Annotated in this window: 10 protein-coding genes and 2 tRNA genes; 8 read left to right on the forward strand and 4 right to left on the reverse strand. The window is 45.7% G+C overall.

All coding sequences use genetic code 11. The features are described 5' to 3' along the window. Nucleotides 1-12 precede the first annotated feature (12 nt). Nucleotides 13-945: an RNA-guided pseudouridylation complex pseudouridine synthase subunit Cbf5 gene (locus DLD82_RS09965; protein WP_109940960.1), complete on the reverse strand. Its 933-nt coding sequence runs from the start codon at nucleotides 943-945 to the stop codon at nucleotides 13-15. Then, nucleotides 945-1,640, reverse strand: coding sequence for a uroporphyrinogen-III synthase (locus DLD82_RS09970; protein ID WP_109940961.1), 696 nt, complete (start codon nucleotides 1,638-1,640; stop codon nucleotides 945-947). The genes DLD82_RS09965 and DLD82_RS09970 overlap by 1 nt, the downstream gene beginning before the upstream one ends. 78 nt (nucleotides 1,641-1,718) lie before the next feature. On the opposite strand from DLD82_RS09970, the gene DLD82_RS09975 reads away from it, so the two are divergent. From DLD82_RS09975 to DLD82_RS09985, 3 genes are read left to right on the forward strand one after another with little or no spacing between them, the layout of a single operon-like run. After that, nucleotides 1,719-2,930, forward strand: coding sequence for a tripartite tricarboxylate transporter permease (locus tag DLD82_RS09975; RefSeq protein WP_109940962.1), 1,212 nt, complete (start codon nucleotides 1,719-1,721; stop codon nucleotides 2,928-2,930). 13 nt (nucleotides 2,931-2,943) lie between these two features. Next, nucleotides 2,944-3,819: an NOP5/NOP56 family protein gene (locus tag DLD82_RS09980; RefSeq protein ID WP_181391364.1), complete on the forward strand. Its 876-nt coding sequence runs from the start codon at nucleotides 2,944-2,946 to the stop codon at nucleotides 3,817-3,819. Further along, nucleotides 3,795-4,433, forward strand: coding sequence for a fibrillarin-like rRNA/tRNA 2'-O-methyltransferase (locus DLD82_RS09985; RefSeq protein ID WP_109940964.1), 639 nt, complete (start codon nucleotides 3,795-3,797; stop codon nucleotides 4,431-4,433). Before DLD82_RS09980 ends, DLD82_RS09985 begins: the two co-directional genes overlap by 25 nt. On the opposite strand, the gene DLD82_RS09990 is transcribed toward DLD82_RS09985, so the two are convergent. Further along, a tRNA-Gln gene (locus DLD82_RS09990) sits at nucleotides 4,434-4,506 on the reverse strand. It abuts the gene before it with no gap. A 311-nt stretch (nucleotides 4,507-4,817) separates the two neighbouring features. On the opposite strand from DLD82_RS09990, the gene DLD82_RS09995 reads away from it, so the two are divergent. The 3 genes from DLD82_RS09995 to DLD82_RS10005 all read left to right on the forward strand — a co-directional run bounded on the left by DLD82_RS09995 (nucleotide 4,818) and on the right by DLD82_RS10005 (nucleotide 10,569). Next, entirely contained in the window at nucleotides 4,818-7,451 is a 2,634-nt protein-coding gene (locus DLD82_RS09995; RefSeq protein ID WP_245920414.1) for an MEMAR_RS02690 family S-layer glycoprotein, read from the forward strand. 84 nt (nucleotides 7,452-7,535) lie between these two features. Next, nucleotides 7,536-9,086 (forward strand): AMP phosphorylase, encoded by a 1,551-nt coding sequence (locus DLD82_RS10000; RefSeq protein ID WP_109940965.1) that lies wholly within the window; start codon nucleotides 7,536-7,538, stop codon nucleotides 9,084-9,086. 52 nt (nucleotides 9,087-9,138) lie between these two features. Then, nucleotides 9,139-10,569: a hypothetical protein gene (locus tag DLD82_RS10005; protein WP_181391365.1), complete on the forward strand. Its 1,431-nt coding sequence runs from the start codon at nucleotides 9,139-9,141 to the stop codon at nucleotides 10,567-10,569. A gap of 3 nt (nucleotides 10,570-10,572) precedes the next feature. Here the strand turns inward: DLD82_RS10005 and DLD82_RS10010 are convergent. Further along, nucleotides 10,573-10,644 (reverse strand) — tRNA-Arg (locus tag DLD82_RS10010). A 53-nt stretch (nucleotides 10,645-10,697) separates the two neighbouring features. Between DLD82_RS10010 and DLD82_RS10015 the strand changes: the two genes are divergently transcribed. Together DLD82_RS10015 and DLD82_RS10020 are read left to right on the forward strand one after the other, a co-directional pair. Then, nucleotides 10,698-11,135 carry a dCTP deaminase gene (locus DLD82_RS10015; RefSeq protein WP_109940967.1) on the forward strand — a complete coding sequence of 146 codons (438 nt, stop codon included), beginning with the start codon at nucleotides 10,698-10,700 and terminating at the stop codon, nucleotides 11,133-11,135. Beyond that, entirely contained in the window at nucleotides 11,132-12,082 is a 951-nt protein-coding gene (locus DLD82_RS10020) for a DUF128 domain-containing protein (RefSeq protein ID WP_109940968.1), read from the forward strand. Before DLD82_RS10015 ends, DLD82_RS10020 begins: the two co-directional genes overlap by 4 nt. Nucleotides 12,083-12,086: the final 4 nt, after the last annotated feature.

Here is a 12,086-nt window from a genome sequence, read left to right on the forward strand (position 1 = left end):
CAGTCAGTTCTTTTAAGACTTTTCTCTCTTTGTCTGATGGGTTTTCCACACCTTTGGATAGACTCCGATATCCTGCATCACAATATGGGGAGCAATAACAAGACCCTTTTCCCCAGGTACAATTCGTGAACTGCTGATCAGAGCATCACCAACTGCGATAAGATCTTTTTCAACAAGGATGGCTACCTGGTCTTCCATCTGGAAATTATCATGGCTGATGATTCCTTTGGATGAGAGCCTTGCTCCATGACAGATTGCATCTGCTGCAGACTCCTTGATGTACACACGGGGTATTCCTTCAAGTGCTTCAAGAGGAGAACGAACAATACTTCGTAGTGGTGCATCATCTCCTGCTCTTGCCAATTCCACAGCATCACGCAGAGTATGAAGGGTGACACAATCTTTCTCAAGGAACGGTCCGGATCTGGTTCTCCGGAGTTCTGCCATGTGTCCTCCGACTCCGCATGCCAAACCGATGTGATGACAGAGGGATCTGATGTATGTTCCTGAATCACACCTGACCCTGAGCAGAACAAGTCGCCCTTCCCGTGACAGGAGCTCAATATCCTGAATCTCCCTAATTCGAAGTGCCCGCTTTACTGCACTTCTTTTCGGTGGTTTTTGGTAAATCCTTCCTGTGAAAAGTGCAATGACTTCTTTGAGTTCTGCATCCGAAACATCTCCCTGCAATCGAAGAAGAGCAATGTACTCCTTATCATCCTGGTGAAGGATAGTGGTAAGACGCACTGCTCTTCCAATCAGGATTACCAGAACTCCTGAAACCGGAGGATCAAGGGTTCCTGTGTGACCTACCGACGAAACTCCGGTCATATCCCTGACCCATGCAGCAACCTGGTGGCTTGATGGTCCACGTGGTTTGTCTATCAGGATAACGGAACCCTGATGGGATGAAATGTCTTGTAAAACTGATGTTTTTGTCTCCATTATCCACCTGGATTCATGAGAAGAAAGAGATTGAGTTCATCAAGAGTTCCTTCCAGTGATCCATCTCCAACTACATCTGGAGAAAGACCTGCTTCTTCCATTGCTTCTGCAGTCACATCACCAATTGCAATCAGAATAAGATCCTCCCTTCTTTTCCAGAGAGCAGACTTAAAGGATAAGGCACTGGTAAAAAGGATAGCCTCGGCACCATTTAGGTTCAATAGTTCATAAGTCGGAATCAGAGAGTAAATTTGATACTCAATTGGAAACCCCCCAGCATCCCTGATTCCATCAAGAAGTTTTTGGTTGGGTGCATCAGATCGTGGAATTCCTACCTTTTTGTTAACAATCCAATCGCCAAGGTATGGGACAAATGCCCGGGAATAAAATTCATGAAGGACTTCACAAATGATTCCATACTCACGGAGTGCTTTTGCAGTCTGGGGTCCAATTGCAATTACCCGGGGGAGAGGGAGATCCTGAAGGATTGGCCCGAGCTGGCCTGCTGGAAGGGCACTTGTAAAGAAAATACAGTTAAATTTTCTGTCTTTTACATCCTGAATAAACAGATCAATGGTATCATGATTCATCTCTCCAATCATTGGGGATATTGAAAAACAATCATGGCCTCTTCGTGCGCACCTTGCCTGGTCATCTCCCTCTTTTCCTTTCAGACGTGTTATTGCAATCCGCATATCATCCCCCGGCCCCAATTTTTCAGAACGGATGCGGATATTTTATGCGTTCTATACACTTAAATCCATGAGAACCAGATGTTTCACGTTTTGGCCGGTAGTATCGGTGGTGTAGTATGTGGTATGATCAGTGGTCTGACGCCAGGAATTCATGCAAATATGATTGCAGCCCTCATGCTTGGGTTTTCGCCTGCAATTCTCTCCTTCCTCGGGCCCGAAGGATTGGCAGCAATTCTTATTGCCACGCTTATTACCCATTCATTTCTGGAAATTGTACCTGCAACCTTTTTGGGAGTGCCCGATGACGGCACTTCTCTTTCAATTCTTCCTGCTCATTCACTTACGATGGATGGAAAAGGTGAAGAAGCGGTCCGGATTTCTGCTCTTGGAAGTCTCTGGGGGGTAATTCTTACAATCCCCCTGGCGTTATCTGCATTATGGTTCATTCCTCTCATGCAACCCTCAATAGATGTGCTGACCGGTTCAATCCTGGTTTTAATCATGGGAATGATAATCGTGCGCAGTGAAGCGTCCGGGTGGCTATTTGCACTGTGTATTGTATCAGGTATTCTCGGACTTTTCTCATTCAGATTTGAATATCTTTTATGGAATACGCTTGGTGCAGGTAGCATCCTGATGCCACTTCTGACCGGGCTTTTTGGTCTCCCTTTTCTTCTGACAGCATCTGAAGGCACTATTCCCAGGCAACACTTTTCAGGAACTATCATTTCAGGAAGTTCGGTTATCAAATCTGCAATTCCCGGGACCTTTGCCGGGCTGGTGGTTGGATGGCTCCCAGGATTATCCACCGCTTCGGCAAATACTCTTGTATCCGGGTTCATTCCATATGATAATAAGCGACGAAATTACCTGGCAGCTACCGGGGCTTCAACATTGGCCAATAGTATTATTGGCATTGCAGTCTTCATTGCAATTGGCAGGATGAGAAATGGAGTTATGGCTGTTTTCTCCGGATTTGAAACTCCTCCGGTTTTTCTTCTCCTTTTTGTCGCTGGATTTTCCGCTCTCCTGGCATATGGTCTCACGATTTTCTGTGCAGGAAAAGCAGAATTGTTATCAGGGCTGAATAGTTCATCTCTGAATACTTTTGTTGCAATATGTCTGGTTATTGTTTGTGGCGTTCTGACCGGTCCTTTTGGTCTGGTGATTCTCATCCTTGCAACAGCTGTTGGAATGATACCTGAAATTCTCGATATTTCCCGTATTCCCTGCATGGGTGTTGTTACAATTCCGGTAATTCTCTATTCATTCGGAATAATGGGGCTATGAGGTGAACATGGATGTGAAGACATTAGAAAAAAAATACTGGTATCATCTTTGCATTGATGAGCAGGGTTCAATTATGAGTTCTGTTTCACGAATCCCTGAAAAAATCATAACAGATGTTCAAAGAAAAAGAGAGGAAGGATGTATCAGTTTCCATCCAAGTTGGCGGGATGCGGTAGCGGAAGGTATTGTCGCAGACCGGGCCGGATATCTTTCGCTTCTTCGGGATCTTTCTATCGGACTTGTTGTTCGTGAACTTGCAGATAATTCGGATAAAGATGAAGCTTCTCTTATTCATCTTGTCAGGATTCTTGATGAGGCAGACCGTTCACTTTCAAAATTGTCAGAAAAAATTGAGGATTATTACATTGCACTGAACCCTGCCGAACTCGCCGGATACCAGAGAAATATCAGGTCTCTGATAGACACACTCACGAAAACTACTGAAGATCCGCTTAACCGGATGGCAAAAGATCTCCAAAGGCTCCAGGAAACAAGAACTACTCTGGCCCATGATATCGGCAGGCTGGCAGAAAAAATCCTTCCAAATATGTCTGCCCTGTGTGGCCCTCTTGTTTCAGCCCGGTTACTTGCAAAAGCAGGGAGTAAACAGCATCTTGCAAGCATGCCTGCATCCTCTCTCCAGGTTTTTGGGGCAGGATCTTCTCTTTTTGTCCATCTGACTGCTGGTACAAACCCTCCGAAACATGGAATTATATATCAATATAAGGGAATTCGTCATGCAAAAAGAAGATTCAGAGGACGTGTCAGCAGGGTTGTAGCCTGTCAACTGGGAATTGCAGCAAAAATTGATCTTTACCGTGGTGTTTCGGATGAAATTTTCATTAAAAAAGCAGGTGAGCGGATATGCAGGGCCGGAAAGGAAACCTAATCTGGCAGGATGGTAATCTTCTATCTCCTGGACGGATATTACCAGGAGATCGGGTTTATAATGGAAAACGTGTTTGGGAGCCGAAGCGGAGTAAAGTTGCTGCTCTTTGTCACCTTGGTTTTGAACCGCCCCTTGATAATACACGGGTGCTCTATCTTGGGGCTGCAGCCGGTACAACGGTATCATTTGTAGCCGATTATGCTGAAGTGGTATATGCTATCGAGTTTGCATATCGTCCGGTTCGAAATCTTGTCCGTCTCGCGAACCAGCGATCTAATATTATTCCATTTTTTCAGGATGCCAGATATCCGGAGCGGTATACTCCTTTTGTTGAAGTGGTGGATGTTTTGATCCAGGATATTGCACAACGGGACCAGGCTGAAATAGCGATTAAAAATCTCTTCATGCTTAAAAATGGAGGATTGTTAATCCTCTTTTTGAAAATGTTATCTATGGGGGTCCAGAAGGAGAAGAATGAACTTATCGAAAATGTTTGCAGTTTACTTTTAGATGCAGGAGTAGGCAATATCGAGGTGATAGAAATTGGAACCTATCACACTGGTCACGTAGGCATAATTGGCATATACTCTTCAAAAAAGAATTATGAAAAATAATAGCCCGAAGCAGATTCGAACTGCTGTCACAAGGTCCAGAGCCTTGTATGATTGACCTCTACACTATCGGGCTGCGAGCCTCTATATGTTACCTTACTTTGCAGATAAATGTTTTGCCGTCTTCCCTGGCTGTATGAGTATCAGGAATGTAAATGCGCGAAAAAGGTCTCCAGATTCAGATCTGAATCTTTGGTCTGCCACAGCTGTTAAGAGAAGATCTGAAATTCTCATGAAATTTTGGGATAATCCAAAATTGAGCACACATTTTTTTCATTTTTTTTTGAGTAATACCAAAAAGGATATAAAAGGCTCTTCACAAATATCTATTCATACTTCGATTTCTCGGAGTATGTGCATACCTCCGGTGAACAGTCACCAATAACAATGACTGATCGGCGGATGAATGCGAACGAACGTTTGTTCGGAGGACATGTAATGAACGCAAAATTAGCAGTTGTCATGATGGTGCTCGTTGCACTTGCAATTGTGGCATTCCCGGCATCTGCAGCAATCAACAAGATTCCTGCAGGAGGAGAAGTCTTCCTTGGAGAAAAGAGTCTTGATGTTTCTGCAGCTGTTGGCGGTTCCAGCCAGATTGCATGGTGGCAGCCAGGTACCAACACAGAGACTGAGCAGCCTGCAGATATCCAGCAGGTAACCAATGCACAGTCATTTTACGTTTCACCTGATATCTTCGTCGGGAAGACCGGCAACTGGTATCAGTGGAATGGAAGCATAAAAGGCCAGCTTGCCTTTAATATCAAGGAACCCTCCCTGAACCTTAAAATCTGGGACGGATCTGTTGATGAAGATGTAACCGGCAAGGCAATTCCGGTAGGTAACTACGGAAACTTTGTCGTTGAGACCAACATGCAGAGCATCATCACCCGTCCGGGTTACCAGCCTGCAGATGCACCTTTCAAGATCAAAGTAAAGAGTGCAGATGGTGGTGTCTATACCACTCTCGTTGGAAACAACGGTAAGGAAATTGCGCTTACCCAGCTTTCTGTTAACCAGCAACTCTGGTACTGGGTAAGTCCGGATAACAAGCACACTGAACCAGCAACCAACGATGGTTGGTACACTGCAGCCGAAGACAAATACGGTAACCGTATGTACAAGGCTGGTACCTACACAGTCTGGGCAGAGTGTAATGCCAACAGCATGAAGGATCAGTATACCGCACCTGATGGTTCTGATTATACCGGTAAGACTATCTCTGCAGTAAAGAGTGTTCAGATCGCCACCGACCAGGTGAAGATCGAAGCCAACAAGGACACAGTAGTCCGTGGCAACCCCTTCTCTGTAACCATCACTGGTGTTCCGAATGCTGAGTACTATGTCTGGGCAAAGGGAACCGGTTCAATGACCGGCCAGCCTGATGACCAGCCCCCGATGATCCTCGATGCCCAGGTTGACGTCAAGCAGGACGCAGCCGCAGGTCCATACGAAATCGGTAAGTACCAGTATGAAGGCGGAGCAGGAAAGAGCATTAAGCAAGATGTCCCCGACGATCCCGATTATCACGGAACCAAGTTCTACGCACTTGTAAAACTTAATTCCAGTGGTACCAGAACCGTAGAGTGGAAGAGTTCCAAAGACACCAAAGACAAGAAGTACACTATCCGTGTCGAACGCAAGTCCGGCAGCCAGTACAAGTCTGATGAGGTCGATGTCAAGGTAGAGAAGGGCGATGTAACCATCGTCGCATCTGGTGACCAGAGCTACTACCTTGGTGAGGAAGTCAAACTCTCCGGTACCAACTCCGAGACTGATCTTACCTATCTCTTCATAACAGGTCCAAACCTCCCAACCAATGGAGGCATGCTGAAATCTCCACGTAAGGAAGTCAACAACGACCAGGCAGCATCCTTTGACCAGGCTGATGTCCAGGACGATGACAACTACGAATTCAAGTGGCAGACCGCCAACCTTGAGATTGACGCAGGAACCTATACCGTATACGCTGTAAGCGCTCCACGTGACAAGTCTCACCTGGCTGATGCACAGTATGACACCGTATCCCTCGTAATCAAGAAACCATACATCCAGGCAACTGCATCTGCAAGTGTTGTTGCAAAGGGTGACAAGATGTACCTCCGTGGTACAGCAGAAGGCGACCCATCTGCAGGTATCGCAATCTGGATTCTTGGAAAGAACAAAGTTCTCTACGCAACTGAGTCCGTTAACGATGACATGTCATTCGAGCACGAACTCAAGAGTGCAGATACTGCAAATCTTTATGCAGGACAGTACTTCGTAGTTATCCAGCACCCGATGTACAACAACGAGTTTGATGTCTATCCTGACAACCCACTCGAGCCACAGTACGTCTATGGTTCCTACCCTACCCGGAACTCCCAGGTATTCAAGCTTGGCGGTTCAGGTGCCCTTCAGGGAACTGACGCAGCAGAGGCACTTGTGCAGGCAATCAACTCTGCAATGGTCGACGATACCTACACTAAGCTGCAGTTCCTCGTTGAGGAGCCAAAGGTCACCATCAACCCGATCGGTGAGCAGTCTGTAGGATCCAAATTCGAGATCAGCGGAACCACCAACCTCATGTATGACGACAACGATCTGCTTGTCGAGGTAACTTCATCCTCATTCAAGCCAACCGACAAGTCACAGAGTGGTGAGTTCAGCGGTGCAACCGGAACTGTCAAGGTCCAGCAGGGCACTGACGGTCTGAACAAGTGGGCATTCAATGTCGATGCAAGCACCTTCAAGCCGGATGAGTACATTGTCCGTGTCAACGGTGTTACCACCGATGTAGTCGAGACTGCACTCTTCAACGTTGTTGAAGCAGGAGCAATTCCGACCGTTGCACCCACTGTAGAACAGACTCCGGAAGCAACTCCAGAGCCAACTCCAGAGCCGACCACCGTTCCACCAACTCCGGAACCAACTACCGTCCCACCAACCCCTGAGCCGACCCAGCAGTCCCCAGGATTTGGAGCACTGGTAGCTCTTGCAGGTCTTGGTGCAGTCGCATTCCTTGTAATGCGCCGGAACTAATCGGAAACTCAACTCTTTTTTTTTTATTAATTTCAGTTGTTCAAATCAGACGGCCATAAATAGAATCAGGCTGTATGTACCGGTATGAGACTTACCGTCAGACTGGTGGATATCGCTGCAAGAGGAATACTTTTGCATCAGAACGATGCGAAATCTCTTGGCGTTTTGCCTGGTGACCGTATTATGATATCCTGTCCGGAAACCGGGAAAGCCACTGCTGATTATGTTGAAACAACAACAACCCTGATAGATCAGGGACGGATTGGTGTATATCACCATACAAAGGAACAATTAAACCTTCATGAAAGTGAAGTCGTTGAAGTAAGGGTTGCAGATCGTCCGGCTTCCCTCGATCTCATTAAAAAGAAGATGAATGGGGAGAAACTCTCCCGCGATGATATCAGAGGTATTGTTGCTGATATTGTTCAGGATACGCTATCTCCTAGTGAAATTACTGCATTTGTTGTAAGTTCTTATATCAATCAGCTTGACATGGATGAGATTGAATCTCTTACCCGGGCCATGGTTGAAACCGGAGACCAGATAACATTTCATGCGGGTCCGATTGTTGATAAACATTCGATTGGTGGGGTTCCGGGAAATAAGATCTCCCTTATTGTAGTGCCAATTATTGCTGCCAGCGGGTTATTCATTCCAAAAACCAGTTCCCGTGCAATCACCGGTGCAGGGGGTACTGCTGATCTCATGGAAGTACTTTGCCCGGTTGAGTTTAGTGCAACAGAAGTTCAGGAAATGACCATGAAAACCGGTGGTGTTATCGTCTGGGGGGGTGCGACAAATATTGCACCAGCCGATGATAAGATCATTCTCCAGGAGTACCCATTTAAAATTGACCAGATCGGTCAGATGATTGCAAGTGTAATGGCCAAAAAATTTGCCGTTGGTGCAGATGTTGTTGCGATTGACATCCCGGTTGGTAAGTACTGCAAGGTGAATTCAATAGAAGAAGGAAGAAAACTCGCACGTCAATTTATTGACTTAGGCGAACGGCTGAATATGCGGGTTGAATGTGCACTGACATATGGTGATGCACCGGTGGGACGTGCTATTGGGCCGAAATTGGAGATAAAGGAAGCTTTGAGCGTTCTGGAAGGAAATGATTCTCCCCGATCACTTATTCAGAAAAGTTGTGTTATTGCCGGCATAGCATTTGAACTGGCAGGAAAATCGAACAGGGGAGAAGGAGCAGAACTTGCATTAGAGTTACTCAAATCAGGCAAAGCACACAAAAAATTCCTTGAAATAATTGAAGTTCAGGGCGGCAGTCCTGATATTAAATCAGATCAGATAAACCCTGGTGAGCATTTTTACATCGTGCGTGCAGACAGCAACGGGTATGTGATTGATCTGAATAACCATTCCCTGATCTCAATTGCCAGAACTGCAGGTGCGCCGGCAGATCATGGGGCAGGAGTCTATCTTCATGCAAAACACGGAACAAGTCTTTCCAAGGGGGACCCGATATTTACGATCTATGCAGACCGAAAATGGCGGCTTGAGAAGGCAATAGAAGAAGCAAGAAGGCTCCGACCAGTCATGGTGGAAGGTATGCTCATTGATCGTGTTCCGAATATCAGGGAATGGACTCCTGGAAGATCACGCACCATTGAATAGCGGGATATCCCGCATCCTTTTGTTATAGAACCACCAACACACTATATTACGTATGCATATTCCTGGCGCATGTTTCGTTAGTATCTGTCTTATCCTGTCAATGTTCCTTGTATCAGGTTCTTCTGTGATGGTAATAGTATTTGAACAGTCAGATCGCACTGTTCTGATTCCTGATGCAATCATTTATGCTGATGGAAAAATCGCTGGAAAAACTGATATTAACGGTGCATATAACCTGAGTTTTGAAGGGCATCATCCCAGTATCAGGGTGGCAAAGGGGGGATATTCGGAATGGACTGGTTCTCCAGCTGAAAATGATACGGCAATGCTGGTCCCTTTGCAGGTGCGGAATAGTACATTACACATAGATGTTTTTGACGCAGATACGTTAAACCCGATAAAGGATGCATACATTTTTGCGACCAGTGAAGATGGAGTCCGGAGTGAAGCCAATTCTGCATTTGACGGGAAAGCTGAAATTGCACTTCGTGCAGACCAGGTATACAATATTGAGATAAAGGCACAGGATTTCCAGGCTGTCCGCGATACAATTGTAACCGGGGCAGATTTCTCTACCGTCCAATATCCGCTTGTGCGAAATGATAGGATTTCAATCCGGGTAACAGATTCTGTTAGCGGTGTTTCGATTCCTTTGGCAGTTATCAAAATAGATGGGGCAATTGCCGGAATCACAAATGAAAGGGGGGTTGTTATCTCCAATATCAGTCGTAATGTTGAACATGCATATGATGTCTCTGCAGAAGGATATGACCTGGCAAACCTGACAAAAACGATATCATTCGAAGACCAGGTTGTGGACATACCCCTGGTAAAAGCAAAAACTACCGTATTTGTATCAGTATATAACAAGGATCAAAAACCATTGTCCGGAGCAAAGGTCACTCTTGATGGCAATTTAAAAGGTGATACTAACGAATTTGGCCGGATAATGATAAGTTCTCTTGAGATGAAGCCCTACGAATTCGGCGTTACCCACGATGGATACAAGAAAAATACTCTCTCTTATGCTCCGGGAAATGAGACGGGAGAACTCATTGTGGTTCTGGAAAGTGAACTTATTGATCTGTCGGTTTTTGTTAGTGATAATTATGGAAAACCACTCTGCAACGTCTCTGTTAATCTCCTGGGCGATGGCCAGGAAACTTTGAGTACAAATGAAACCGGGCTTGACGGAATGAGTGTTCTCCCGGCGATAGAAGGGAAACCATACCGGGTCAAAGCTGAGAAAGGTGGATTCTACCCAAATACAACTGCGGTAAATACACAAAATAATCCGAACCAGATTGTTCTCCACACTCCTGCTACGATTAATGCATCTTCACCCTCGGAAGGTGGTATCCCTTGGGTATTTGTGATTGGATTACTGGTTGTTCTTGCAGGAGGGGCTGGAATCTATGGTGCAATGTCTAAAAAGAAACATCCGCGAAGAAAAAGCAGGAGTAGTCGGCGAAAGTCCCTGTAATGACGGATCCAGTGGGAATCGAACCCACGTCACCGGGTCCGAAGCCCGGTAGGATATCCGCTACCCTATGGATCCCCTCATAACTTCTATCCATAAGCTGATAATCTTTATTCTCCCACATTTAGGATATGATTCTGTCATCAAATTCAATACGTCTTCGATTGGAAAAACCCTCTGAAATGGGTGGTCTGATCCTGAATCCCTATGCTGAGGAGAGTCAGCAGCCTGCATCTTATGATCTCAGGGCATCCGAAACCATCATGATTAGACGAAATATTATGACTCTTCTAGCTAGCAAGGAGTGGGTTGAACTCCCCTTAGACATTGCCGCGACACTTCGGTGTCGATCTTCATATGCAAGGCGCGGAATTTTTATCAGCGGAGGGTTTGTGGATCCGGGTTTTCGTGGACATCTCACGTTATGTCTTTACAATTGTGGAACGGAAGATGTATCTGTGCAGGAAGGAGACAGAATAATACAAATGGTCTTTCATGAAGTAGATACGCCTACTGATGGATACTCCGGCCGGTATCAGGATAGTCATGGGGTGGTTACAGCACGATGATCAAGACCGAGCATAAATATATCGAAATTCTCCGGATTTTAAAAGACCATCAGGAACCGATGGGGGCCAAGCGGTTATCTGAGTTATTGGCAGAACGTGGGTATGTCATGACTGATCGTGCTGTCCAGTACTATCTTCGATATCTTGATACTCGTGGGTTTACTGAAAAAGTTGGGAACCAAGGGAGGATCCTTACGACCTCCGGGATAATGGAAACCGATCGGGCACTTGTTGATGACCGGATTGGTTTTGTTATTTCAAAACTGGAGAGGCTTGCCTTTCGAAGTACATTTGATCCATCCAGTTCTACCGGGGATGTTGCATATAATCTCACCATTGTACCGAATGAAATTCTTGAACCGGTTTCACACTTATTTGATCAGGTACGGGACGCCGGTTGTAGTTTTTTCTCCGGTTATTCTTTCATCGACCGGGATCCGCGTGTTCCTCCGGGACATACCGGAATTCTGACCCTTTGCAGTATAACAATGGACGGGGTATTCCAGCATAATGGCATTCCAGTTAAAGTTGCATATGGTGGAACCATTCAGGTTGAAGAAAAAAAACCTCTTCGTTTCATGGACATTATCGGCTATCAGGGTTCAACCGTTGATCCCCTACAGCTCTTTATCGGAGCAGGTCTTACGACCATTCATAATTATATAAATACCGGGTCTGGTTTTCTCCTGGCAAATGTCAGGCAAATACCCGGTAGAGCAGAAGAACGAGGCAGATCATTAATCTCTCAAATGCAGGATTGTGGGTTTCGTTTTCCTCTGACCATGGGAAAGGGTAGGATTTTTAATCTCCTTACCGATCCCCAGCGGTTATCCCTGGTCTCATTTTCCGGTATGAATTCTATTGGTTGCGCATTTGAAGCGGGCTATAAATTGCGAACAGAAATAGGGGCAGGGACTATTCCCTTTTCGAAAGTAGTGGATAAATAATTAA

It is taken from the genome of Methanospirillum stamsii, assembly GCF_003173335.1.
In the GTDB taxonomy this organism is placed as follows: domain Archaea; phylum Halobacteriota; class Methanomicrobia; order Methanomicrobiales; family Methanospirillaceae; genus Methanospirillum; species Methanospirillum stamsii.